Annotated in this window: 22 protein-coding genes; 10 read left to right on the top strand and 12 right to left on the bottom strand. The window is 64.1% G+C overall.

The features are described 5' to 3' along the window. Positions 1–11: 11 nt before the first annotated feature. Together PCS43_RS02000 and PCS43_RS01995 are read right to left on the bottom strand one after the other, a co-directional pair. Positions 12–1,454 carry a sugar porter family MFS transporter gene (locus PCS43_RS02000; protein WP_007732869.1) on the bottom strand — a complete coding sequence of 481 codons (1,443 nt, stop codon included), beginning with the start codon at positions 1,452–1,454 and terminating at the stop codon, positions 12–14. Positions 1,455–1,804: 350 nt separating this feature from the next. Continuing rightward, positions 1,805–2,821 carry an iron-siderophore ABC transporter substrate-binding protein gene (locus PCS43_RS01995; protein ID WP_054828247.1) on the bottom strand — a complete coding sequence of 339 codons (1,017 nt, stop codon included), beginning with the start codon at positions 2,819–2,821 and terminating at the stop codon, positions 1,805–1,807. A gap of 124 nt (positions 2,822–2,945) precedes the next feature. Here PCS43_RS01995 and PCS43_RS01990 point away from each other — a divergent pair, with 124 nt between their 5' ends. Together PCS43_RS01990 and PCS43_RS01985 are read left to right on the top strand one after the other, a co-directional pair. Continuing rightward, complete coding sequence (locus PCS43_RS01990) at positions 2,946–3,497, top strand: TetR/AcrR family transcriptional regulator (protein ID WP_003942617.1); 552 nt, start codon at positions 2,946–2,948, stop codon at positions 3,495–3,497. A gap of 102 nt (positions 3,498–3,599) precedes the next feature. Further along, positions 3,600–5,171, top strand: coding sequence for a GMC oxidoreductase (locus tag PCS43_RS01985; protein ID WP_209908439.1), 1,572 nt, complete (start codon positions 3,600–3,602; stop codon positions 5,169–5,171). Between the two features lie 66 nt (positions 5,172–5,237). Here PCS43_RS01985 and PCS43_RS01980 read toward each other — a convergent pair whose 3' ends face one another. The 5 genes from PCS43_RS01980 to PCS43_RS01960 all read right to left on the bottom strand — a co-directional run bounded on the left by PCS43_RS01980 (position 5,238) and on the right by PCS43_RS01960 (position 12,084). Further along, positions 5,238–7,343: a 3-hydroxyacyl-CoA dehydrogenase NAD-binding domain-containing protein gene (locus PCS43_RS01980; RefSeq protein WP_209908465.1), complete on the bottom strand. Its 2,106-nt coding sequence runs from the start codon at positions 7,341–7,343 to the stop codon at positions 5,238–5,240. Beyond that, positions 7,344–8,564: a thiolase family protein gene (locus tag PCS43_RS01975; RefSeq protein ID WP_003942598.1), complete on the bottom strand. Its 1,221-nt coding sequence runs from the start codon at positions 8,562–8,564 to the stop codon at positions 7,344–7,346. A gap of 161 nt (positions 8,565–8,725) precedes the next feature. Then, complete coding sequence (locus tag PCS43_RS01970) at positions 8,726–10,015, bottom strand: HRDC domain-containing protein (RefSeq protein WP_007732879.1); 1,290 nt, start codon at positions 10,013–10,015, stop codon at positions 8,726–8,728. An 11-nt stretch (positions 10,016–10,026) separates the two neighbouring features. Beyond that, the gene (locus PCS43_RS01965) at positions 10,027–11,433 is read right to left on the bottom strand and encodes a WS/DGAT/MGAT family O-acyltransferase (RefSeq protein WP_003942594.1); all 1,407 of its coding nucleotides are present in this window, start codon (positions 11,431–11,433) and stop codon (positions 10,027–10,029) included. 60 nt (positions 11,434–11,493) lie between these two features. Continuing rightward, positions 11,494–12,084 carry a DUF3000 domain-containing protein gene (locus PCS43_RS01960; protein ID WP_003942604.1) on the bottom strand — a complete coding sequence of 197 codons (591 nt, stop codon included), beginning with the start codon at positions 12,082–12,084 and terminating at the stop codon, positions 11,494–11,496. A gap of 168 nt (positions 12,085–12,252) precedes the next feature. Here PCS43_RS01960 and hemE point away from each other — a divergent pair, with 168 nt between their 5' ends. The 7 genes from hemE to PCS43_RS01925 all read left to right on the top strand — a co-directional run bounded on the left by hemE (position 12,253) and on the right by PCS43_RS01925 (position 19,519). Continuing rightward, positions 12,253–13,350, top strand: a complete 1,098-nt coding sequence (gene hemE / locus PCS43_RS01955; RefSeq protein WP_050656617.1) for a uroporphyrinogen decarboxylase — start codon at positions 12,253–12,255, stop codon at positions 13,348–13,350. Beyond that, positions 13,347–14,708, top strand: coding sequence for a protoporphyrinogen oxidase (locus tag PCS43_RS01950; protein WP_007732889.1), 1,362 nt, complete (start codon positions 13,347–13,349; stop codon positions 14,706–14,708). The genes hemE and PCS43_RS01950 overlap by 4 nt, the downstream gene beginning before the upstream one ends. A 4-nt stretch (positions 14,709–14,712) precedes the next feature. After that, positions 14,713–15,408 carry a hydrogen peroxide-dependent heme synthase gene (gene hemQ, locus PCS43_RS01945; RefSeq protein ID WP_003942644.1) on the top strand — a complete coding sequence of 232 codons (696 nt, stop codon included), beginning with the start codon at positions 14,713–14,715 and terminating at the stop codon, positions 15,406–15,408. Positions 15,409–15,462: 54 nt separating this feature from the next. After that, a complete protein-coding gene (locus tag PCS43_RS01940; RefSeq protein WP_065352425.1) occupies positions 15,463–17,739 on the top strand; it encodes a molybdopterin guanine dinucleotide-containing S/N-oxide reductase in 2,277 nt (758 codons plus the stop codon). Between the two features lie 82 nt (positions 17,740–17,821). Beyond that, positions 17,822–18,295: a YbaB/EbfC family nucleoid-associated protein gene (locus PCS43_RS01935; protein ID WP_270922990.1), complete on the top strand. Its 474-nt coding sequence runs from the start codon at positions 17,822–17,824 to the stop codon at positions 18,293–18,295. Beyond that, a complete protein-coding gene (locus PCS43_RS01930; protein ID WP_003942588.1) occupies positions 18,288–18,599 on the top strand; it encodes a hypothetical protein in 312 nt (103 codons plus the stop codon). Before PCS43_RS01935 ends, PCS43_RS01930 begins: the two co-directional genes overlap by 8 nt. Next, positions 18,599–19,519, top strand: a complete 921-nt coding sequence (locus PCS43_RS01925; RefSeq protein ID WP_209908469.1) for a WXG100-like domain-containing protein — start codon at positions 18,599–18,601, stop codon at positions 19,517–19,519. Before PCS43_RS01930 ends, PCS43_RS01925 begins: the two co-directional genes overlap by 1 nt. Positions 19,520–19,573: 54 nt before the next feature. Here the strand turns inward: PCS43_RS01925 and msrB are convergent, their stop codons facing one another. The 4 genes from msrB to PCS43_RS01905 are packed head-to-tail and all read right to left on the bottom strand — an operon-like array spanning position 19,574 to position 23,681. After that, positions 19,574–20,005: a peptide-methionine (R)-S-oxide reductase MsrB gene (gene msrB / locus PCS43_RS01920; RefSeq protein WP_003942631.1), complete on the bottom strand. Its 432-nt coding sequence runs from the start codon at positions 20,003–20,005 to the stop codon at positions 19,574–19,576. 9 nt (positions 20,006–20,014) lie between these two features. Next, complete coding sequence (locus PCS43_RS01915; RefSeq protein ID WP_209908512.1) at positions 20,015–21,298, bottom strand: glycosyltransferase family 87 protein; 1,284 nt, start codon at positions 21,296–21,298, stop codon at positions 20,015–20,017. 60 nt (positions 21,299–21,358) lie between these two features. Next, entirely contained in the window at positions 21,359–22,912 is a 1,554-nt protein-coding gene (locus PCS43_RS01910) for an alpha/beta hydrolase (RefSeq protein ID WP_209908515.1), read from the bottom strand. Positions 22,913–22,931: 19 nt separating this feature from the next. Next, positions 22,932–23,681, bottom strand: a complete 750-nt coding sequence (locus PCS43_RS01905; protein ID WP_209908517.1) for a pyrimidine reductase family protein — start codon at positions 23,679–23,681, stop codon at positions 22,932–22,934. 43 nt (positions 23,682–23,724) lie between these two features. On the opposite strand from PCS43_RS01905, the gene zapE reads away from it, so the two are divergent. Then, entirely contained in the window at positions 23,725–24,741 is a 1,017-nt protein-coding gene (gene zapE, locus PCS43_RS01900; protein WP_116056779.1) for a cell division protein ZapE, read from the top strand. A gap of 12 nt (positions 24,742–24,753) precedes the next feature. Here the strand turns inward: zapE and PCS43_RS01895 are convergent, their stop codons facing one another. Next, on the bottom strand, positions 24,754–25,287 hold the full coding sequence (locus PCS43_RS01895; protein WP_003942603.1) for a GNAT family N-acetyltransferase: 534 nt from the start codon (positions 25,285–25,287) through the stop codon (positions 24,754–24,756). Positions 25,288–25,310 lie beyond the last annotated feature (23 nt).

Below are 25,310 nucleotides of genomic sequence, written 5' to 3'. Positions count from 1 at the left end.
GTGAGAGCTCGCTACTGGACGGATTCGAGTGTGCTGCCTCGCGTTTCCTTCACGAACCTCAGGACGACGAACAGCGACAACACTGCCATGACGGCGTAGCCGGCGTAGGTGTACGACAGATTCCAATCGGCCAGTGCCGGGAACGTCCAGGAGACCAGGAAGTTCGCGACCCAGTTGGTGGCGGTCGCAATTCCTACTGCTGCAGCACGCACGCGGTTGGGGAACATCTCGGAGATCAACACCCAGACCACCGGGCCCCAGGACAGAGCGAAGAAGAATACGAATGCGTTCGCACCGATAAGTGCGATAGTCGCGTTCGCTCCGGTCAGCGTGGCCACAGATTCGCCGATCTCGTTCTTGGTCACTGTTGCCGAATGGAAACAGAACGCCGCGGTGCCCAGTGAGATGGCCATACCGGCGGAACCGACCAACAACAGCGGCTTTCGACCGACCCGGTCGATGACGGCGATGGCGACAAATGTACCGACGATGTTGACCAAGGCGCTCACGACGCTGATCAGCAGGGATCGGTCGGCGCCGAATCCGACCGCCTGCCAGAGGGTGCTCGAGTAGTAGAAGATCACGTTGATACCGACCAACTGCTGCAATGCGGCGAGTGCAATACCGACCCACACCAGATGGGAGACCCCGAGCCGCTTCGAGAAGAGTTGGCGGACTGTGGTCTTGGCTTGCTTCTCCGTCAGAGATTCGCGGATCTCGTTCATGCGTTCGGTGACGGCGTCGTGATCTCCACCTTCGAGATCGGAGATGATCTTGCGAGCACGATCGTCCTTGCCCTGCGCCACGAGGAACCGTGGAGATTCGGGAATCGTGGTTGTCATGATCAGGTACAGGACTGCGGGAACCGCCTCGAGCATCAGCATCCACTGCCAGGCTTCGAGGCCTGCGATCTGATTGCGATCACCACCGGCCGCGGCCTGGAGGGCGTAATTGACCAACTGCGACACGGCGATTCCGAGAACGATCGCCAGTTGGTACATCGAGCCGAGACGTCCGCGAATCGCGGCGGGGGAGATCTCCGCGATATAGGCCGGGGCGATGACTGACGCGAAACCCACTGCCAGGCCGCCGACCACGCGCCAGAACGTGAGGTCGTAGACGCTGAACGGAATTGCGGAGCCTACGGCGCCGATGATGAACAACACCGCGGCTATCTGCATGACGCGGATGCGGCCGAGTCGGTCGGCGAGTGTGCCTGCGATCCAGGCGCCGAGTGCTGCGCCGAGCAGAGTCAGTGAGACCGTGAGCCCGGTGCCCGAGGCGCCGATGTCGTACTTGTCTCGGATCGCACCGACCGCCCCGTTGATGACGGCGGTGTCGTATCCGAACAGAAAACCGCCGAGCGCGGCGGCGCCGGCGAAGAGCACTGCATGTCCGACGTCGGCGCGAGTAGCGCCTGATCCTCCGCCGGAGGCGGTTCCGCTGAATGCCATTCCTGCCCCCTCAAAGGCCCTACGGTCGACACCCCGATGCGCCGATCCATCCGCGAGCACTCTGCACGCTACGCCCACCGGGACAGATTTGGCGGGGACTCACGCGCCGTTACCCAGCTGAGTCCATTCCCGCAGAGAATCAGCTTGACACGGTAATGTCGTATTGATTGCAGTTAGTATGCAAACAATATGGTAAGTGCAGGTGAGGGCGCTTTACTCGCCCGAGAGACGCTCGGCTTTTGCTGCGAAGTCTTCGAGATCCTTCGCCATGAATTTCCGGCTCACCCGCCTCTCCGGCGAGCCGTTCGATACGGATCACGCCGGAGAGGGTTGTCGGGAAAATCTCGTTTCTAGGCCGAGGCGCGCTTTGCGGCTTCGCTCAACGTCGGTGTGATCTGGCCGAGGACCCACGGCGTGCTCAGGACGTTGACGTTGCTCAGTCCGCCGATGACCCGGGTGTCGCTGAGGAATGCGGTGGATCCACGCTTGACCGCGCCGAGTCCACCGACTGCGGGTATGCCGGACGGATCACCGGAGCCGTCGGTGAAGCCGACGATCACATCGGCGTCGATGTCGGCGATGTTCTCGTAGGAGATCGTCTTGAAGAACGATCCACCTGCATTGTCCGCGGCTAGCTTCTCGACGCCCGGTGCGTTGACGAACCCGAGTTCGGTCAGCACCTGGACCCGCGGATCAGTGGGCAGATAGACGTTGATGTTGCTCGAATCGGTGTCGAAGTTGACCACTGCCAATGTCTTTCCGGCGAACTCCGGGTGGGCTGTGGCGGTATCGGCGAGAGTCGCGTCGAGGCCGTCGACGAGCTTGTCGGCCTCTTCGCTCTTGCCGACTGCCTTGCCGACGATGCGGGTCTGGTCCTGCCAGGATGTCTGCCAGGCCGCGCCGGGGTAGGCGGCCGTCGGTGCGATCTTGCTCAGTTGGTTGTAGACGGATTCCTCGAAGCCCTCGTACGGCGCGAGGATGACGTCGGGGGTCAACGACGCGATGGACTCGATCGGCGGTTCTCCGCTGGCCGGCATGTCGAAGAGCGTTGTCTTGTCCGCGTCGAAGTAGTCCTGCGCCCAGGGCATGACGCCGTTGTCGTCCGCGCCGTAGGTGTACTTGGGCTGTCCGACCGGAGTCAGATCGAGTGCGTACAGGATGTCCTGCGCGTTCCATCCGAGGGTGACGAGGCGCTCGGGCTTCGAGTCGATGGTCGTGGTGCCGAAGGTGTTCTCGATGCTGACGGGGAATCCGCCCGTACCTTGGGATGGCGTGGATGTGCCTGAATCCGAGGAGCACGAGACAAGTGCGGTGACCGCGATTGCAGCCGCACCGAGGGCAGTGAAGCCCCGAACAGAAGTTTTCATGAAGGGCAGCCTAACCTACTGAATTTCGGCAGCCAAACGAAACCGATTGTGCCGTTTATGCAGGTGGGAGTCGGATCTGGACCGCGTTTCTCAGTGCACCGTTTCGGTGGGCAATACTTTCCTCGTGCGATCACAGCAGAAGATTCTCGGCGCCGCCCTCGGACTGATCGAAGGTGGCGGATTCGAGGCTGTGAACATTGCCGCAGTTGCCACCGCGGCCGGTGTCTCGCGCCAGACGGTGTACTCGATTTTCGGCACACGTGAGGAGGTCGTCTCCCAGGCGATGGGCGGTCTCGCTGTCGAGGTTCTCGGGGAGATCACGGCACAGGTGGAGTCGGTCGACACGGCGTGTGATTACGTCGTCGAATTCATCGTTGCCGCGCGAACTGCCGTGCGTGCTCACCCGGTGCTCGCGACTCTGCTCCTCGCCGAGCGGGGAAACCCTGTCTTCGATCTCGAAATGATGAGTCGAGCAATACCTTTCGCTGGTCAGATGCTCACCCCTATGGTCGAACGTGGCCTCGCCACCGAGGCGGAGTTGGATGAGATAGTGGAAATTGCCGTGCGACTGGGGCTTTCGGTTGTTGCATTCGACAGTGACCTCGTACATTCCGACGACTCCTTGCGGGCCTTTCTCTCGAGGTGGCTCGGGCCCGCAATCCGGTCGACCTCGTAGTTCCTTGCCTGCTCCGCCAAAACCTTGACACTCGAGCGTCAGAGTGTCTAGTTTTGGCGTGCCCGGAATTCTCTGGCGACATTCTTCGAGGGAGCACCAGTCATGTCCGGAGTGAAACGTAGATCGTTCTTGGCCGGTACGGCCGCCGTGGGAGTCGCGATGATGGCGCCACGCACTGCCAGGGCTGCAACAGGGATTCCGCTGACACGTGAAGTGCACCGTGTCGTGGTTATCGGATCGGGGTTCGGCGGCGGGGTGACGGCACTTCGCCTGGCCGAGGCGGGGGTTCCGGTCACTTTGCTGGAGAGAGGGATTCGGTGGCAGACCGGGCCGAATGCCGAAACTTTCCCGCACCCCGCCAGCCCGGACAAGCGCATCCTCTGGCATCAGTCCAACCCGACTCTGTTCGGCAGGCCGGCGATCTTCGAGCCATACGCGGGTTTGTTGGAGACGGTGACCGGTGAGAACATGACCGCGATCTGCGCAGCCGGTGTGGGCGGCGGATCGCTTGTGTACCAAGGGATGACGCTGCAACCGGAAGAAGCGGTCTTCAACACGCACTTTCCGGAGGAGCTCGATTACGCACGAATGGGCCGCGTCCATTACCCGCGGGTGGCACGGATGCTGCAAGTGGAAACTGCACCAGACGAACTGATTTCCAGCCCGAACTACGAGGCGGCACGTGTATTCGCGCGTAACGCAACGCGTTCCGGTCTACCCGTGTCGAAGATTCCGATGCCGATCGACTGGAACTTCGCGTTGGCCGAACTGAGGGGTGAGATGAAGCCGTCTTACACCAACGGTGACGGCGCGCTCGGTGTCAACAACGGTGGCAAGCATTCGGTGGATGTCACCTACATTGCGGCTGCGGAAGCGACCGGATTGGTGAATGTGGAGACTCTGCACCAGGTCACCGATGTCGAGCGGGCTGCCGACGGACGGTGGCGCGTGTACGTGGACCGGACCGACATTTCCGGCAAGATTCTCGAGAACAAGATCTTGACGACGGATGCGCTCGTCATGGCTGCCGGCAGCATGAACACCACCAAACTCCTGGTCCGCGCCGCGGCAACGGGGCGGATCACGGATCTGCCGGACGAGCTCGGCGCAGGGTGGGGGACCAATGCCGATCGGATCTACATCTGGTCGGATCTCGCCGAGAATTTCGGCGCGACGCAGGGCGGGCCGGTCGTCTACGGCAGCCGGAACTGGGACGACCCGCATAATGCGTTCACCGTCATTCAGGCGTCGTTCCCGCCCGTTGCGTTCGACGCTCACAGCACGGTGATGGTCGGATTCGGTGTGAGCGACGACCGAGGTCGGTTCGTGTACGACTCGGCGCGGGGTGAGGCGGTGCTCCGTTGGCCGAAGGACGGGGATTCGGCGATCCAGCAAGGCCACATCGGGCCGGCCGCCCACCGGATCGCGGCAGGAGGACTGCTCACCGACACGAACGCGATACTGCCCTCCACGTGGCATCCCCTCGGCGGTGCCTGCATGAACTCGGTGTGCGATCTTGATGGGCGGGTTCTGGGCCAGCGGGGGTTGTACGTGCTCGACGGCGCTCTGCTGCCGGGAAACTCCGCTGCGTGCAATCCGTCGATGACCATCGCCGCCGTCGCGGAGCGTGCGCTCGAGAACATCGTGAAAGACGATGTGGGAACCCTATTCTGAACCTGCGCAAACGCCACGGACGGCGTACCCGAGGGCACGCCGTCCGTGACGGGTCGATCGACTGACTCAGACGCTGGCAACACCGGGCGCGAGGAAGCGCTTGCCGTTGACGGCCTCGGAGGTACCGGTCCGGTCCAGGTACGGCGTGATGCCGCCGTTCCAGAATCCGAATCCGCCGCCGAGCAGCAGGCAGAGGTCGATGTCCTCGGCTGCCGCTACGACGCCCTCGTCGAGCATGATCTGAATTTCCTCGGCAAATGCACGACGTGTGCGCTCGAGGACCTCTTCCGAAGTTGACACCTTGTCACCCTGCGGCCACAGTGCGGCGACCTCGGGGTCGACGGCCTGACCGTTCTCGCCCCAGGTCCACACGCCGGGTTTGCGGGCCTCGACGAGTGCTTCGAGTCCGGGTGAGCTCTTGAACCGGTCCGGGTACGACTCCTGCAGGGTCTCACCGGTGTGCAGTGCCACTGCGGGTCCGACGAGGGCCAGCAAGGTGAACGGCGACATGGGCATGCCGAGTTCGGCGATGGCATTGTCTGCGACGTCGAAGGGGGTGCCTTCGTCGACGGCGGACATGACCTCACCCAAGGTGCGGGTGACGAGGCGGTTGAAGACGAAGCCGGCCTTGTCGCCGCAGAGGACGGCGGACTTCTTCAGCGACTTCGCGGTGGCGAAAGCCGTTGCGAGAGTGGCATCATCGGTCTTGCTGCCCTTGATGATCTCGAGGAGGGGAAGAACGGCCACCGGGTTGAAGAAGTGGAAGCCGACCACACGCTCGGGATGCTCGAGGCCGGACGCCATTTCCGTGATGGAGAGCGAAGAGGTGTTGGTGGCGAGGATGGTTTCGGGAGCAATGAACTGCTCGAGTTCCGCGAAGACCTTCTTCTTGACGTCCATGTTCTCGAAGACGGCTTCGATGACGAAGTCGGTCTTGGCGAACGCGGCCTTGTCGAGGGAGCCGGAGACGAGCGCCTTGAGGCGGTTCGCAGCGTCGGGGGACAGGCGTCCCTTGCCCTGGAGCTTCTCGATCTCGGTGTGGACGTAGCCGACACCCTTGTCGATGCGTTCCTGGTCGATGTCGGTCAGGATGACCGGCACCTTGAGCTGGCGGACGAAGAGCAGCGCGAGCTGGCTGGCCATGAGGCCGGCGCCGACGATGCCGACGCCGCTGACCTTACGAGCGAGCGAGCGGTCGGGTGCTCCGGCGGGACGCTTGGCGCGCTTGTTCACCAGATCGAAGGCGTACAGACCAGCCCGGAGCTCGTCCGTCAGCAGAAGATCGGCAAGAGCCTCGTCCTCGGCCGCGAAGCCCTTGTCGAGCGAGGCGGCATCGGTGATGTCGGTGCTGCGAGCCAGTTCGAGCAACTCGACGGCCTTGACGGCGCCGGGAGCGTTGCCCTTGGTCTTGCCGTCGACGATCGCCTTCGCACGAGCAATCGCGTCGTCCCAGCCCTGGCCACGATCGATCTCGGGGCGAGCGGGGGTCACTGTGCCGGCGAGGACCTGCGACGCCCAGGCGAGGGACTGCTCGATGAAGTCGGCAGAGTCGAGAACGACGTCGACGACGCCGAGTTCGAGTGCCTTCTTGGGGGAGAGCACCTTGTTCTGGTTCAGCGAGTTCTCGATACCCACGGTGACGGCGTTCGACGGGCCGACGAGGTTGGGGAGCAACTGCGTTCCGCCCCAACCGGGGACCAGACCGAGGAATGCTTCCGGAAGACCCAGTGCGCCCGCATTGGCGGCAACCGTGCGGTAGTGGCTGTGCAGTCCGACCTCGAGGCCGCCGCCCAGAGCGACACCGTTGATGAAGGCGAACGTGGGAACGGACGACTCACGCAGGCGTCGGAACACCTTGTGGCCCAAGCGGCCCAGCTCGAGTCCCTGCTCACGAGATGTGATCGCGGGAACACCCTTGAGGTCCGCGCCGGCGGCGAAGATGAAGGGCTTGCCGGTGACGGCGATGGCAACCGGGTTGGCGGCAAAGGCTTCGTCGAGGGCGGCGTCGAATGCTGCGAGTCCGCCGGGACCGAAGGACGACGGCTTGGTGTGGTCGAAGCCGTTGTCGAGGGTGATCAGTGCAAACGGGCCCTCGATGCCGGGGACCGAGATGATCCTCGTGTAGGCGTTCGTCACGACCTCGTCGGCGAATGCTGTTGCAATATCAGACATTTAGTTGACTCCTGCCTGGTAGTCAGCGTGGTTCGGGTTCTCCCAGATGACGGTGCCGCCCATGCCGAGGCCGATGCACATGGTGGTCAAGCCGTAGCGCACGTCGGGACGCGTCGCGAACTGGCGGGAGAGCTGCGTCATCAGGCGAACGCCCGAGGAAGCGAGGGGGTGGCCACACGCGATGGCGCCGCCCCACTGGTTGACGCGCGGGTCGTCGTCGGCGATTCCGTAGTGCTCGAGGAACGCGAGGACCTGAACGGCGAACGCCTCGTTGATCTCGAAGAGTCCGATGTCCTCGATCTTGAGGCCGGTGCGTGCCAGCAGCTTCTCAGTGGCGGGAACCGGGCCGATGCCCATGACGGCGGGGTCGACGCCCTGGTAGGCGAAGCCCACCATGCGCATGCCGACCGGCAGGCCGAGCTCGGCTGCGGTGTCCTCACCGGCGAGCAGTGCTGCGGTGGCACCGTCGTTGAGTCCGGCTGCGTTACCGGCGGTGATGCGTCCGGCCGGGCGGAACGGCGTCTTGAGCTTCGCGAGATCTTCGACGGTGGTTCCGGGGCGCGGCGGCTCGTCTTCGGTGGCCAGACCCCAGCCCGCGGAACTGCGGGTGGCGACGGGGACCAGGGTGTCGGCGATGAAGCCGGCCTTCTTGGCAGCGTCGTACTTGTTCTGGCTGTTGACGGCGTAGGCGTCCGTGCGGTCCTTGGTGATGGTCGGGAACCGGTCGTGCAGGTTCTCGGCGGTGTTACCCATCACGAGGGCGCTCGGGTCGACCAGGCGGTCGGCGAGGAAACGCGGGTTGGGGTCTGCGCCCTCACCCATCGGGTGGTGACCCATGTGCTCGACGCCACCGGCGATCACGACGTCGTACTGGCCGAAGCCGATGCCCGACGCGGTCGTGGTGACGGCGGTCATCGCGCCGGCACACATGCGGTCGATGGCGAATCCTGGAACGGTTTCGGGGAGACCGGCGAGGATCGCAGCGGTGCGGCCGATGGTCAGGCCCTGGTCGCCGGTCTGCGTGGTGGCTGCAACGGCAACTTCGTCGATCCGTGCGGGATCGAGCTGCGGGTTGCGGCGAAGCAGCTCACGAATCGCCTTGACGACGAGATCGTCTGCGCGCGTGTCGGCGTACATGCCTTTCGGGCCGGCCTTGCCGAACGGGGTGCGAATGCCGTCGACGAAGACGACGTTGCGTTGGTTGTTTGTGGATGGAGCCACGCGAATTCCTCCTGATGGAGCTGCCCACCGCACCGAAGGGCGGTGAGACGTTGGTTCGGCGATCACGGCCAGGCGTCCGGCCTCGTATCGAGCGTACTACTGCCCATTACTGACCGGTAACTTAACGTGCCGAATTGCTCCAACCTCACACCGGGGTCAGGTCAGGATTCCGGCTCTTCCACTTCGGGCTCGGCCGGGACCACGGAGTTCAGTGCCTCGGCGAGGACGGGAACGGTCAAAGTGCGTTGCCAGCCACGTGCGCCACCGGAAGTGAGCTTGGTCTCGATCGCACTCTCGACTTCGGCGATGTCCGAGTCGGGTTCCAGTTTCCAGTCCCAGCACAGGCGCCTGACCAGGTCGGGTTGGAGCAGATTCTCCACGGGCACCGAAACCTCTTTGCTCAGGTCCGACAGTGCTGCGCGCGCCGCGGTCAACCGATCAGCCGCCGCTGGATCCTGGCGGGCCCAGCGGCCGGCAGCGGGCGGCCCGACGATGGGCGGGGTTTTCGGCGGAAGCTCGCTGTCGGGGAGCCTGCGCGCGGCTTCCAGTGCGTCCATCCAGATACGCGAATAACGGCGTTGACGTGGTCCGCCGAAGACGGGAAGCGAGCGGAGCGCATCCAGCGACCGAGGATCTTTGAGAGCGGCATCGATGATCGCGGAGTCAGGAAGAACCCGACTCGGAGACACGTCGCGCTTGCGTGCGAGATCCTCGCGCGCTTGCCACAGCGCCCGTACCGCCGCCAACTGACGGGTGGTCTTGAGTGAGGTGATGTGCGACGTACGACGCCAGCGGTCCGGTTTGGGCTTGGGCGGGCCGGCCAGACGGATGTACTCGAACTCTTCCTTCGCCCACTCGAGCTTGCCTTGGGATTCGAGTTCGGCTTCCATTGCGTCGCGCAGTTCGAGAAGCACTTCGACGTCGAGGGCGGCGTAGTTCAACCAGGCGTCCGGCAGCGGACGTGTCGACCAGTCCGCAGCCCCGTGACCCTTGCGAAGTTCCACTCGCAGGGTTCGTTCCACGATCGCGGCGAGTCCGACTCGCTCGAACCCGGCCAGTCGTCCGGCCAGTTCGGTGTCGAACAGCTCGGCCGGCGTCAGGCCCAGTTCGGCGAGGCCGGGGAGATCCTGATCGGCAGAGTGCAGCACCCATTGCAACGGGTTGATCACCTCGGCCAACGGCTGCAGGTCTTGCGCTGTCGGAATCGGGTCGAGCAGGAACGATCCTGCTCCTTCGCGTCGAAGCTGGATCAGGTACGCCCGTGCCGAATAGCGGAATCCGGATGCGCGCTCGGCGTCCACGGCGAGCGGGCCGTGGCCGGAGGCCAGCGCGGCCGCGGCGTCGGCGACACCGGCGGCAGTGGTGATGACGTCCGGAACTCCGTCACGCGGAACGAGCAGCGGAACTACGTCGGAGGTGGGCTCGGTTGCATCATCGGTGACTTCGGACATGGTCACTGACTCTACGTCGCAGTCGGGGCCGGGGTTGTCACCTCAGCGTCGAACAGTTCGTCGAGTGCGGCTCCGAAACCTTGCGCGAGCTGGTCCAATTCGGGGGCCAGATCGGAGCAACTGACGATGCCGACGTCGAGTTTTCCGTCGAGAGACATCACCGTCACGTTGAGACCTGCTCCGTGAAAGATCGGGCCGAGCGGGAACATTCCCTTGATCTGGGCACCGAGGAAGTAGAGCGGGACCGGCGGTCCAGGCACATTCGACACGACCAGGTTGGACACGACGGGGTGACGCTCGGCGAGTTTGAGCGACGAGTACACGCGCATGGCGGCGCCGAACACCGCCGGCGAAGCGAACTGCGACCAGTCCTGGAGCATGTTCGCGCCCAGAGCCTCGTTGTGGTTCTTCGAGGTGGCGTTGTAATCGCTGATCGCGTGCAGGCGTTCGACCGGATCGGCGATCTGGGTGCCGAGTTGCGTGAACATGCCCGAGATCTGGTTCGTGCCCGGACGATCGGATTTGCCGTGGACCGACACCGGCACCATGGCGACGAGGGAATCCTCCGGCAGCTCGTCCCGGTCCTCCAGATACTTACGCAGTGCCCCGGCGCAGAGCGCGAGAACCACGTCGTTGACCTTGACGCCGTGACGGTCCTTGACGGCTTTGACCTTCGCGAGATCGAGTTGGCTGAACGCGACGTTGCGGTGACCGGTGATCGCGCCGTTGAACGAGGTCCGCGGCGCGGTGAACGGAGCAGGCATCGCTTCACCCTTTCGCGCACGCGTCACCCACTTCGGGAGCATGGCGATTCCGCCGGGGACCAGACGGGCAATTCTTGCGGGTCGGGCGATGACGGCCATGAGTCCGCCGATGGCGATGTCCAGCGTTCCCGCGTCGCCCGCACCCTGTGCTGTGGGATCCACGAGCGCCGGTGAATCCGGTTCGAGACTGCACAGCTGAGCCAGGATGTTCGCGCCGGTGACACCGTCGGCAGCGCTGTGATGGATCTTCGACATGACGGCGATCTGTCCGTCGGCAAGTCCCTCGATGACCCACATCTCCCACAGCGGTCGGGAACGATCCAGCGGTTGGCTCGCGATGTGTCCGGCGAGCTCTGCCAGTTCCGCGTGTGTGCCGGGAGCAGGTACCGCGGTCCGATGGCAGTGCCGCTCGATGTCGAAATCGTGATCGTCGACCCACACGGGGTAGTCGAGATTGAGACGGGAATCTTTGAGTTTGCGCCGGAAGGTCGGCATGGTGGCCATTCGCGAGTCCAACTCGCGAAGCAGCTTCCGGTAGTCGTAGCCGCCCGGGATGGTCGTGGGGTCGAGCAGGACAAGTCCACAAACGTGCAATAGCTGGGTCGGTGTTTCCAAGTAGAGGAAGGTCGCGTCGAGTCCGCTGAGACGTTGCATGACTCATTCTAGAACAGGTTCTAGTATTTTTCCGGGGGAATGCTCAAACGAGTGACAGAGTCAGTCGTTCTGCCGCGACAGCGTGGTTATCCCGGCAGGCGGAAGCCCCGCCGCGTACGCGAGAACCTCGCAGAAAGCCTCGACGTGGTGAGCCAATTCGGACGAAGTTGCAGTCCAGGACGCTCGCAACTCCAGTTGATGGGCTCGCGGAGGCCCGGCGATGTCGCCGTACCGCACGGAAGTTGTAGCTGTGACCGTACCGCCCAGGGCCACAAAAGGTTCCGGTCCGGCCTCCAAAGCGTCCACCAGCCAACTCCAGGCTACTTCGGGAAGTAGTGGATCCGCGGCGACGGCTTCGTCGAGATCGGCCTGGATGTACGCCACCAACCGCATGGTGCCGTTCCACGCCTCGTCGCCGTCCGGATCGAACAACAGGATCAGGCGGCCGAAAGCGTCACCTTCGGACTGCTCGGCCACTACGTCGGAGTCCGGGTGGAGAACCTCGGCCCCCACCGCGTGGCTGTACGGAGCGAGACGCTGCGGCGGGCGGATGGGACCGACCTCTATCTCGGGCCGAACCCGCGCAGCGGTCATCGCCTCCACGGCGGCACGGAACTCGGCCGGGTCGGCTGTCGATCCGGATGTCGTCACAGGTCAGGACGTTAGTCGGGGATGTGGGCGGGGAGGTGGAGGCGCGCCGACCGAGTGTGGCTCGGGTGTGTGGCCGCTCACGAACCGCTCGGGTGTCCGATCCCGAGTGTGGGACGTGGCAGCATTGAGTCGATCGAAGACACACGTTGGCGGAGAGCGCGAGGACTGATGAGCGGGTTGGACAACATGAATTCAGGCATTACCGGGTCGGCGGAGTACAGCGCTCGGCGAGTCTTGCCCGACGCACCGTTGCTTGCCGCGGCGACCGGACGCACTCCGAGTCGACGGCCGGTGTGGTTCATGCGTCAGGCCGGGCGTTCGTTGCCGGAGTACCGCGAGGTCCGCGCCGGGATCGGCATGTTGGAATCTTGTTTCGATCCGGCGCTGGTCTGTGAGATCACGATGCAGCCGGTGCGCCGTCACGACGTGGACGCGGCAATCCTGTTCTCGGACATCGTCGTTCCACTCAAAGCCGCGGGAATCGATCTCGACATCGTTGCCGGCGTCGGACCGGTGGTTGCCAATCCGATTCGCTCCATCGCCGACGTTGCAGCACTCCCGCGACTGGTCCCCGAAGAGGTAGGCGCAATCGCGCAGGCCGTTCGGCTTCTCACCACCGAGTTGGGCTCCACGCCGCTGATCGGCTTTGCCGGAGCGCCGTTCACTCTGGCGTCGTATCTGGTCGAAGGTGGTCCGAGCCGGAACCACGAGAAGACCAAAGCGCTCATGCACTCCGATCCGAAGACCTGGCACGCGTTGCTCGGAAGTTTGGCCGACACCACGATCTGCTTCCTGCAGGCGCAGCTCAAGGCGGGCGTCGACGCGGTCCAGCTGTTCGACTCGTGGGCCGGCGCGCTCTCGCTGGCCGATTATCGGGAATTTGTCCTGCCGCATTCCGAGCGAGTGTTCGCCGAGGTTGCCGCTGCCGGCGTCCCGCGTATCCACTTCGGTGTCGGCACCGGTGAACTTCTCGGCGCGATGGGGGAGGCAGGCGCCGACGTCGTGGGTGTCGACTGGCGGATTCCGCTCGACGTCGCGGCTGGTCGTGTCGGTCCGGGTAAGGCGCTGCAGGGCAATCTCGATCCCGCCGTACTGTTCGCGGGCCCCGAGGTGATCGATCGTGAGGTGCGCCGGATCGCCGCCGAAGGGGACCGCGCGATCGAGGCCGGTGCCATCGGCCACATCTTCAACCTCGGCCACGGAGTTCTTCCCGACACCGATCCCACGGCGATCACCTCGGCGGTGGAGCTGGTGCACTCGCTGTGACAACGACTCGGCCGTCGGTCGCGGTGATCGGAGGCGGAATCTCCGGTCTGGTTGCCGCGTACCGGCTTCGGCGCAGTCTGGGCTCCGAAGCGGACATCACGATCGTCGACGACTCACCGCGGCTGGGCGGGAAGCTGCGAACGATTGATCTGGGCGGTGGCCCGATCGACATCGGTGCCGAGGCTTTCATCGCCCGTCGGCCGGAAGTTCCTGCGCTTCTCGCCGAGCTGGGACTGACCGATCAGATCGTCTATCCCGCGGGCCTGAGTCCGTTGATCTGGTCTCAGGGCTCACTGAATCGGTTGCCGACCGGAACCCTGATGGGAATCCCGGCTTCGGCGGAGTCGGTTCGAGATCTTGTCGACGAGCAGACCCTGGCGCGCATAGCGGCCGAGGCCGGCGTCCCGCTGGAGTGGACCCGCGGTTCCGATTGCAGTGTTGCCGAACTGGTTTCGCAGCGATTCGGTGATCAGGTGGTCAGCCGATCGGTGGATCCGCTTCTCGGTGGGGTGTACTCGGGGCTGGCGGAGACCATCGGCGTGCGTGCAGCTTTGCCGACACTCGCTGCGGCCCTCGATGCGGGCTCTCGGAGCCTCACGGATGCAGTCGCAGCCGCATTGCCGACGCCTGCACCGGGGCCGGTGTTCGGAGCGCTCAGAGACGGGTACGGCATCCTGCTCGATGCGCTGCAGCAGGCCGCCGACGCGACCTTCGTCCGTGGCGAGGCTTCCGGGTTGCGCAGCGACGGGGCTGGTTGGAACGTCGATCCGCTCGGAAGCGTCGACGCGGTGATTCTGGCCGTCCCGGCGCCGCGCGCGGCGGCGCTGTTGGCCGGAGTCGATGCGGATGTTGCGAGTACCGTCGCTCGGATCGAACTGGCGTCGTCCGCGGTGGTGGCGCTCCGGTTGTCCGGGCAGGTCGAACTTCCGCAGAATTCAGGGATCCTGGTAGCCACCGACGCCGACCTGACCGCCAAGGCGTTCACGCTGTCGAGCCGAAAGTGGACACACCTCGCTGATCGCGGTGAGCACCTCGTTCGGGTGTCGTTCGGTCGATTCGGTGCATCGGAGATCGTCGACCGGCCGGATGGTGAGTTGATCGACTTCGCGCGCGCCGATCTCGAGACCGTGACCGGAATCACCGAGGAGCCAGGCGCGACCTTCGTACAGCGGTGGCACGGAGGTCTTCCCCAATACGCCCCAGGTCACACGGAAATCGTGGCTGAAATCGAGTCCGGGATGACGCAGTTCGACGGCCTCGCCCTGGCCGGGTCGTGGCTGCACGGCGTTGGGGTTCCGGCGTGTGTCGCAGTCGGCACGACGGCGGCTACACGGATATTCGAGCGAGTGGCACGATAGACCCATGGCACGCCTTGATTTCGACAAACTGAACTCTGAAATCCGTTACCTCATGTTCTCCGTGTTCCAGGTGGAACCCGGTGTGCTGGGCGATGATCGGGAAGCTGCGGTCAAGGACGCCCGCTTGTTCTTCGAGGGTCTCGAAGACAAGGGCGTCGTGGTTCGCGGGATCTACGACGTCGCCGGCCTGCGCGCCGACGCGGACTTCATGATCTGGACCCACGCGGCCACCATCGAGGAACTGCAGGCCGCGTACGCGGATTTCCGTCGCACCACCGTCCTCGGACAGGCCAGTGCTCCCATCTGGAGCAACTCGGCGGTGCACCGCCCCGCGGAGTTCAACAAGAGCCACGTGCCCTCGTTCATCGCGGGTGAGGATCCGGGCGACTACATCTGCGTCTACCCGTTCGTCCGCTCGTACGAGTGGTACCTGCTCCCCGACGAGGAGCGTCGCAAGATGCTCGCCGATCACGGTATGGCTGCTCGTTCGTACAAGGACGTTCGCGCCAACACGGTCCCGGCCTTCGCCCTGGGGGACTACGAGTGGATTCTCGCGTTCGAAGCACCCGAGCTCATTCGTATCGTCGATCTGATGCGCGATCTACGTGCCACCGAAGCTCGCTTGCACGTTCGCGAAGAGGTGCCGTTCTTCACCGGCCCGCGCGTGGACATCGAGAAGCTGGTCCTTTCCCTTCCCTGATCTGCTTCGAAAGTAGTTTCTGTGACAACTGCACCGAACCGGCGTCGTCAACACATGTCCCATTGGGGAATGTTCACCGCCGAATCGGTCGCCGGCGAGGTGACCGCCGTGCATCCGTACGAGGGTGATGCGAATCCTTCGCCGATGCTCGGGAACCTCGCCGGTTCGGTGCGCAGTCGGGCTCGTGTTTCGGGCCCGGCGGTGCGTCGGGGTTGGCTCGAGAACGGGCCGGGTCCCAGCGACCGACGTGGAGCCGACGAATTCGTCTCGGTCTCCTGGGACGAACTGACCGAACTCCTCTCGCGTGAACTGCGTCGCGTGGTCGACGCGCACGGAAACAACGCGATCTTCGGCGGCTCGTACGGCTGGGCCAGCGCCGGCCGATTCCATCACGCGCAGAGCCAAGTTCACCGATTTCTGAATCAGCTGGGTGGATACACCAAGTCAGTTCACAGCTACTCGCTCGGTGCCACCGGCGTCATCATGCCGCGTGTGGTCGGAACGCACTCGAAGTTGTTCGCGCGCTCCACGTCGTGGGACGTCATCGCGAAGCACTCCGATCTCCTCGTCTCGTTCGGAGGAGTGCCGATCAAGAACACCGGAGTCAATGCCGGTGGTACGAGCGATCATCCGACGCGCGGGGCGCTCGACGCGTTTCGTGCCCGCGGCGGAAAGATCGTCTCCTTCAGTCCGTTGCGTGACGACGTCGAGGGTGACTGCGAGTGGATCGCACCCGTTCCGGGAACCGACGTTGCAATCATGCTTGCCCTGGCGTTTGTCCTGGCGTCGGAGGACCTGCACGATCGCGATTTCCTGGGCCGTTTCTGCGTCGGTTACGAACGCTTCGAGGACTACCTGCTCGGACGTTCCGACGGTGTACCGAAGGATCCGCGCTGGGCGCAGAAGATCTCCGGTGTGTCGGCGGAGTTCATCACCGACCTGGCTCGGAGAATGGCGTCTGGCCGGACGCTGGTGACCGTCACGTGGTCGTTGCAACGCATCAAACACGGTGAACAGGCACCGTGGATGGGCGTGACACTCGCAGCGATGCTCGGCCAATTCGGGCTTCCGGGTGGAGGTTTCGGGCACGGCTACGGTTCGATGAACGAGCCGGGTCTGGCTCCGGTGCCGTATCCCTTGCCGACCTTCTCGCAAGGTGTGAATCCGGTGTCGGATTTCATTCCGGTAGCCGCGATTTCCGACCTGCTGCTTTCGCCCGGGGAGGAGTTCGATTACGACGGCCGGCGCTTGACCTATCCCGACATCCGGTTGGTCTATTGGGCCGGTGGCAATCCGTTTCACCACCATCAGGATCTCCCGAGGCTGCGACGGGCATTTGCGCGTCCGGACACGATCGTCGTTCACGATCCGTACTGGACGCCGATGGCCCGCAACGCCGACATCGTTGTCCCGTCGACCACCTCGCTCGAACGAAATGACCTGAGCTGCACTCGAAACGACCCGCTTCTGGTCGCGATGCAGCAGGTCGTTCCACCTTTCGAGAACTCGCGTGACGACTACGACACGTTTGCCGCTCTCGCTTCTGCGCTCGGATTCGGGGAACAGTTCACCGAGGGGCGATCCTCACAGGAGTGGATCGAGCATCTCTACGGTCAATGGCGGCCGTTCGTCGATGCAGACGGCGGCAACACACCGACGTTCGAGGACTTCTGGGCAGAAGGGCACTACCGGATGCGAACCGAAGACAACCTCGTGCTCTTCGGTGACTTCCGTGAGAATCCCGAGAAATATCCGCTCTCGACTCCGAGTGGGAAGATCGAGATCTTCTCCGAGACCATCGAGTCCTTCGGCTACGACGACTGCGCCGGCCATCCGCGCTGGTACGAGCCCGACGAGTGGCTGGGTGGACCGCGAGCCTCGCAATTCCCGCTTCACTTGATCGCCAATCAGCCCAAGACGCGTCTGCACAGCCAACTCGATCACGGCGCTGCGAGCCAGGCGTCGAAGATTCAGGGACGCGAGCCGATTCGTATGCACCCCGATGCAGCGGCCGCGCGCGGCGTCTCGGCAGGAGACGTGGTGCGGGTGTTCAACGATCGCGGAGCGTGCCTTGCTGGTGTGATCGTCGACTCGGACTTGCGGAGCGACGTCGTCCAACTTTCCACCGGTGCCTGGTACGACCCGCTCGATCCTGCCGATCCCGACTCTCTGTGTGTGCACGGCAATCCCAACGTTCTGACACCGGACGTCGGCACGTCGTCACTCTCGCACGGGTGCACCGGCCAGCACGTTCTGGTGCAGATCGAGAAATTCGACGGGGCCCTGCCGCCGGTCAAGGCATTCGATCCGCCCGTGCTTCGTTCACGCTGACGGAACCGATCGGCCACCTCTCGCGTCGAACCTCGTGAGCGCCTGAATCAGGTGTCACGATCTATCGAAGGTGGGGGCCATCGTGAGTGCAGCGGATGTTGGTTCGATGCGGGGGCAAGTCGAAGTACTTCGGGCTCAGATCGATTCGATGCAGCACGTTCTGTTGGAGCGGACTCGATCGCTGGCGGACTTGCAGGAGAGGATCGCTCGAGCGACGGCGAGCGCGCGTTCGAGTGACGGCAGCGTGGAAATCGTCGTCGACGCCTCGGGGGCGGTGGTGGGAGTCGATCTCTCGGGGAGTTTTTACGCCAAGCATTCGCCGGCAGCGTTGGGGAATCTGATCCTGGCTACGGCCGCGTCTGCGGCAGAAGACATACGCCGACAGGTTGCCGAGATGACGAAGCCGCTCACGGAGGCGGCCGGAATCGACTTGCCGGACCTGGTTCCGGGCGTGCTCGGATTGCGCGAGATTCTCGAACCTCGTCCGAGCTCCACACCGGCTTCCTGCGACGAGAACTGGGACCGCACCGTTCTGAGGAGCTCCGGCAATGTCTGAACTGGGCGTGAATGTGGCCGCGATGAAAAGTGCTGCACCAGCCTTCGCGGTGGTCGCTGCCGATCTCGACGAGGCGCGGAGCGCTCTCGACGCAGTGGTCGCCGCCGAAGAGGGTTGCTGGGGCACTGACCAGTTCGGATCCGCATTCTCAGGCGCATATGTTCCCGGTGCTGAGTCAGCAGTCGGTGGGATGACGCTGGTCGCGGGCGCGCTGCGCGAATTGACCGCCACGCTGATCGAGATCACCGATCGTTTCGAATCGATCGACACCTCGCTTGCCGACGACATGGCGGGTGGGCTCTGATGGGACTCGAGATTCCCGGCTGGTTACAGGCGGTTGCGTCGGTCGCGGTGGGCAGTGACTGGCCGCAAGGAGACGAAACGGCACTGTCGAGGTTGGGTGATGCCTGGTCAGGCGCGGCTGATCGGATCGAGGCTTCGGCCGCTGCCGGTGGTTACGGATTGCAGGCAGTACTGGCATCGATCGACGGTCGAGCCGGCGACTCGTTGTCTCGGTATTGGTCCGAGGCCGGGGGAGTTGCGGAGGTCTTCGAGCGGTTGTCCTCTGCCGCGGCCGAACTGGGTCAGTCATGCACCGATACCGGCACGGACATCGAGTACACCAAACTGTCGATCCTCGCGGCGCTGGGCGCACTGGCGCTCGAGATTGCCGCCATGGTGGCGGCTGCTGTCCCGACACTGGGTGTCAGTACCGCCGGGGTCGTGGCGGCTGAGGTCGCAACAACACTCACGGTCCGAATGTTGTTGCAGCAATTGTTGATACGAGTGATCGAGGCTGCGGCAGTGGAAGCTGCCGCTGCCGTCTTCTCCGGCCTCGCCATTCAACTCGGGCAGATGACGATGGATCATCGCCAGTCGATCGACGGTGGCAAGGTCGTGACCGAGGGGCGCGACGGTTTCATCAAGGGACTTGCGAACGGAGGGTTGAAGACGACGCCGGATCGTGTCGGCCCTGACCCGAACCCGCTTCCGACCGGTTCGAGGTTGCAGGAGATCGCGCGAGGTGCCTTCGACGACGCGGTCTCGGGAGCGTCCGCTGCGCTCGTGACGAAGGAGGTCACGGGCGGCGACGCCGCGTTGACGGACATCACTTCCGGCGCGATCGGTGGCGGGATCGGTTCCGTCAAAGACGGACTTGTCGCTCGAAACGAGGACCTGAATGCGGCTGGTCTGAGCCCGACTGCGCTGAACTGGGACTTCTGAGTGGAAAGTCTCGAATCGTGGGCTACCAGTGACACGGGGTAGCCCACGACCTGGCTACTGAGCGGGCTTGAGAACCAGCGAGATCGAGTTGATGCAGTACCGCTGATCGGTCGGCGTCGGGTATCCCTCGCCCTCGAAGACGTGACCGAGGTGGCTATGGCACTTCTTGCAGATGACCTCGACCCGGCGCATTCCGAGTGAGCTGTCTTCTTTCAGGATCACGGCATCCGAATCCGCCGGATCGAAGAAGGACGGCCACCCGCAGTGCGATTCGAACTTCTCGGTGCTGCGGAACAGCTCGGCTCCGCACGCCCGGCAGGAGTAGACACCTTCCGTGGTGGTGTCGGTGTACTCGCCGACGAAGGGGCGTTCGGTGCCGGCTTGGCGCAGGACGGCGAACTCCTCCGGCGTCAGTTTTTCGCGCCACTCGCTCTCGGTGTACGTGACCTCAGGTGTGCTGTCGATGCCATCGTGTGAAGAACTCATGCCTCCACGCTAATGCTTTGTCGCCGTTTCGGCTTCGTCGGCAGGTGAGACGGTATCGAGTGGGGGATCGAGGAGGTAAGCGGGATCGATTCCCCGACCCAAGCGGCCCTCTCGACGCGCGACCAGATACCGGTATCCGAGGACACAGAAGATCACGATCAGCAGAAGGCTCCAGCCGAGGGTGCTCTTGGTGTATTCGGCCGCCCGGCCGAAGGTCGGCCAGCGGTTCGACCACCAGCTGTCGAACGTCATGAAGCCGTAGACGGCGAGCCAGGCCGGCCAGTTCCGCATGACCGAGTTCTTGAGCACCACGGACATCAGGAGCGGGAGCAGCATCATCGAGTAGTACATCTGGCCGAGCGAGGGCAGCAGGAACGACGCGGTCATGATCACACCGGTCGCGGTGGTGAGGAAGAACAGTTCGTCGTTGCGGTAGTAGCGGTACAGAAGCCACAGAGAGACGACGACCATGGCGGCCAACACGACGCGCAAGAGCAGGATCAACCATTCGGGCAGACCGAAGTAAGCGCCGTTTCCGACAATCGAACTGTTGAAGTAGTCACGAGATTCGAGCAGGTACGGGACGGTGCGGCGGACGAAGTCCATCGGATCCGACGCCAGCGGCCATGCCACGACCGTGAGAATGAACGGGATGCCCAGGGCGGTGACGAACACCTTCCACTGACCGCGAACGAGTGGCAGCAGGAGCAGCGGCGCGAGCGTGGGTTTCACTGCGATGGTGAGACCGATCGCGGCGCCGGCCCACAGATCCTTCTTGCGCATCAGCAACAGGAGGAAGGCAACTTCGCCGAGCAGGACGAGGCCGTTGATGTTGGTGAACACCAACGTGTTGGTGACCGTCTCCGACATGAACGCGCCGAGCACCAGAATCGGCGCCGCGATGGAACTGATCGTCAGGTCGAACAAGCGCAACAGCAGGTAGAGAGCCACGAGAATGGCGACGGCATTGACACCGATGAACAGCCACCGTGAGCGCTCGGGATCGAGGATCGCCAGGGGTGCCATCAACAAGGAACCCGATGGTGGGTACAGGTAATGGGGGTCCACGGAGTTGAAATCTGCGGTGTAGACGTCGCGCCCGTTCCAGAACGCCAGCGCGGCGTTGTAGACCGGTCGGAAGTCATCGGTGATGGCGCCGTTGACTGCTGTGACGATGACACGATTGAGCACTGTCATCACGGCGATCGGCCACAAAACGAAGTTGACGACTTGTTGGGTTGTCCGCCCGGTACGCGGCTCGAGCTGTCGAAGGAACACTTCGGCACGGTACACCGGAGCAGGGTGTGATCGGGGGATGCACCCCTTTTCGGTCGTGGTGGACGAGCGCCCGAGTCAGGCCGGGCACACGCTTCCGTTACTGGGCAGGGAGGCGTCGCTGAGGTAGAGGCGCATCGCCTGTTGAGCGCAGGTGGATTGTGCCGCGGGGTGACCCGCACCTTGCCAGTCCAGAGTTGCGAAGCGCGATCCTGCATTGGTCACGACGCCGGTGACGGTCGAGAGTCCGGAGTTCCCGACGGCCGGGTCACCCTGACCGCTCAGCACGAGGACTGGGGGCTTCAACTGATTCGGCAGGGGGGAGTTGGCGGTCGACGGCCAGCTGGCGCACGCCAGCAACCCGAGCGCGGCTTCTCGCCCGAACACCGGATAGTTGGTGCCCCAGGTGTCCGCAAGCTCGCGCGCACGCCCGATGCCCGGCCATTGCATGCCGTCGGTGCACCGTCCGATGAACTGGCCGTCGCCGTCCACCTCGTTCTCCGCCCGGGCGGCGCGCTCTCGAATTGGCGAAGCGTTGCCGGTACCGAGCGCGGACAGAGCGTCGGACAGTGAGCGGGTCTCCTGCTCACGGTTGGTTCCGGCAGTCCACAGGCTGGCCGAAATCGCGTTCGACACCGCAGCGGCGGACAGCGGCTGGAATTCATCGGCTCGAGCGCGCTCCATCAAGTCCGTGACCGATTTCTTCGGATCAGGTCCGAGCGAGCACCCCAGCGCCACACATCGCTGAGCGAACGCGGTCAACGCGGCTTCCTCGCCCTGCACGCGACTCTCTGCCTCGGTGGCAGCGTCGGTGGCCACCGGAGCGGGAGAATCGAGGATCAACCTCGCGAGGTTGTTCGGGTGGGCTGCCGCATAGCTCAGCGCGATGTCCGAGCCGGACCCTGCAGACCACAGAGCGATGGTCTCGACGCCCCACCGTGTACGTAGAGCGTCGATGTCCTCGGCTGCGGAGTCGGCGCCGAACTTCAGTTCTTGAGGGTCGAGGTAGTCGGTGCATGCAATGGTGGCGTCGTGACCGAGGGCCGCGACCGCATCGGCGGCGTCACCGGTGGAATCCGCGTCGAACTGGCCCAGATCGTGAAGGCCACGCCGAATTTCCGGCGTCATGCAGTCGATTGCGGTGGACCTGTCGATTCCGCGTCGATCGAGGGCAACCACGGGATGTTCGGTGAGAACCGTGTTCAAGCCGGATGCGGCGAGCGTGGCCAGAGAGTTTCCCGACGAACGATCGGTGCCCGATGTGAACACGATCGGATACGCGTCGGCAGGCGTCGACGAGGTCCGAGCGCGGGTCAAGCCGGCAGTGAAGTTGCCGTCGATGGCGCCGGTCACGTCGATGGGGGCATTGAATTCCGCGCATTCGAGAATGACGCCGGCGCTCGACGCCGCGAGAGCCTGGTCGGCGAGTGACGTGCCGGTGCAGTCTCGCCACGGTATGTCATCGGTCGGGACGCCAGGGTCGACCGGCGGCGCATCGGGCGACGGTCCCTCGCTCTGGGCAGGGCTGCCGTCGGTGCGGCCTTCGACCGCGACGGCGGGCCGAAGCGACGGACCGGCGCCGCACGCACAACACGTCGCGAGGACGACGGCCATCAAAGCAACTCTGCGCATGCCGACCAGAGTGCCAGGTTCACCGACGTGGCTGCTGACGAACCCATCGAGTGAGGATCGTGCCGTCCGTATCACCGAGAATGTGCGCGGGACGCATGGCTGTGGGCATTGCGTTGGGGGAGAGTGAGATTCGGCCGACTTTGCTCCCCACCAGTTCAGGTGACGTGGTGATGCAGAGTTCGTCGACGGCATTGTCCTCGATCAACTGCCCGAAAAGTGACGGTCCGCCCTCGCACAGCACGTGACGGAGCTTGCGAGCCGACAAGGCCCTGTCGATGTCGCCGCTGGTGACGTTCGGTGAGTCCGTCACCTCCACCTGCGCTCCGGCAGATCTCAGCGCCGAAATTGCCGCGGAGTCCGCGTCGCGACCGACAACAAGGATCGGTGGAACTTCGGTATCGCGAAGGAGTCGGCTTTCGGGGTCGATCGACGCGTGCGCCGAGACGACGAGGATCGGTGGGACCGGAGCGAGGCCGTCGGCAGTGCGACGCGCCCGGGCTTCGTCCGAGACCTGCACACCCCCGTAGTTCTCGGCTCGCGCTGTGCCTGCGCCGACCACGACGACGTCACAAAGTTCGCGCAAGATCCCGAATACCGACTTGTCTGCCGGTGTGCCCAGTCCACCGCTCACTCCGTCGACGGCGACGCACCCGTCGATGCTGGAAACGAAGTTCACGCGCATCCAGGGTTGCGAGAGGTTCTCCGGATAGGCGTACAAGCCGCGGAGTTCGTCGTCGTGGCCTGGTGTGAAGTAGGTCGCAATATCCATACGGTGCACATGAGAGATCACATCACGTAGATACCCTTGACGGATGCATGAACGTCTTGTCGATCGCAGCCCGGTGGTACCCGCCGATCAACTGGTAGCTCAAATGGTGCCTCCCGCAATGTTCGACGAGGTGAGTTTTGCGTCCTACATTCCTGATCCGAAGGAACCGAGCCAGGCAGCTGCTGTCGCCAAGGCCGAGGAATTCTCCAAGCGCGTCACCAAGATCCGTAGTGGTGGACGCCGCGGACTGTTCGGCAAGAAGACCCAGGCGACCGGCGCCGGCCTGTACCTCGACGGCGGGTTCGGTGTCGGTAAGACTCACTTGCTGGCGTCGATCTTCCACAGCGTTCCGTCGCCGAAGGCTTTCGGAACCTTCGTCGAGCTGACACACGTCGTCGGCGCTCTCGGCTTCAACAAGGCGGTCGAAGCGCTCGCCGACCACAGCGTTCTCTGCATCGACGAGTTCGAGCTCGACGATCCGGGCGACACCATGCTCGTATCCCGCCTCCTCTCGGAGCTTTCCGCGCGCGGCGTGTCCATCGTCGCGACGTCGAACACGCTTCCCGGCCAGCTCGGGGAGGGTCGCTTCGCCGCCCAGGACTTCCTGCGCGAGATCAAGAAGCTCGGCTCGATCTTCGAGACGATTCGCGTCGACGGCCCCGACTACCGTCACCGCGATCTCCCGCCCGCACCCGAGCCCGTCTCCTCGGAGGAGTTGGTCTCTCGGGCCGACGCCATCGACGGCGCCACGCTCGACAACTTCGACGAGCTGTGCAAGCACCTCAGCACCCTGCACCCGTCGCGGTACAACAAGCTGGTCGAGGGTGTGAAGGCCGTGTTCATCGACGGTGTCCACCCGGCAACGGATCAGTCCGTTGCACTGCGCATCGTGGTTCTCGCCGACCGCCTGTACGACGCGAGCATCCCGGTCACCGTTTCCGGCGCACGCCTCGACGAGATCTTCACCCCCGAGATGCTCGCCGGTGGGTACAAGAAGAAGTACTTGCGCGCGACCTCGCGCCTGCTCGCACTTTCTCGTTTCGAGGTCGCGGCCGGCTAGTCTGCACGCCTGTCAGCTGACGGGGCGCTCCATCACGAAATCGTGGTGGAGTTGTGCGCCCACGAGGAAAGTCTTCGTGCCGACCTGTGTGAAACCGTGCTTTGCGTAGAACTTCTGGGCGCGCAGGTTCTCCTGATTGACGCCCAGCCAGATCCCGGCACTTCCGCTGCGTCGTGCGTGGTCGACAACCGCGTCCATCAAGGATGCCGCCGCGCCGGTCCCGTGGTTACCCGGAAGCACGTACAACTTGCTCAGCTCCGTTGTCGGGCGAAGTGTCACAGCAGCTTTGACGTCCGGGTCGGCGGGCTCGTCGTCGACAAGCATCGCGTAGCCGACGATCGAACCGTCGCGAATGACCTTGAGAACGGTTCGCGTCGGATCGGTCAGGTACTCGGAGAACTTGTCGACGGAGAGAACATTGTCGATGAAGGCACTGATGTCGTCGTCCGACGCGTCCGGCGGACACGCCAGTGGAAACGTCACCGCTGCCACGTCGGCGATTGCTTCGGAATCCCAGATCCCGGCCCGGTCAACGGTGATCGTCACGTCAGTTTCTGCCTCTCGCGCAC

It is taken from the genome of Rhodococcus sp. C-2, from assembly GCF_027854095.1.
Classification (GTDB): domain Bacteria; phylum Actinomycetota; class Actinomycetes; order Mycobacteriales; family Mycobacteriaceae; genus Rhodococcus_F; species Rhodococcus_F qingshengii.
Note: the sequence above shows the minus strand (reverse complement) of the source record. Positions and strands in the feature narration are given on the sequence as shown.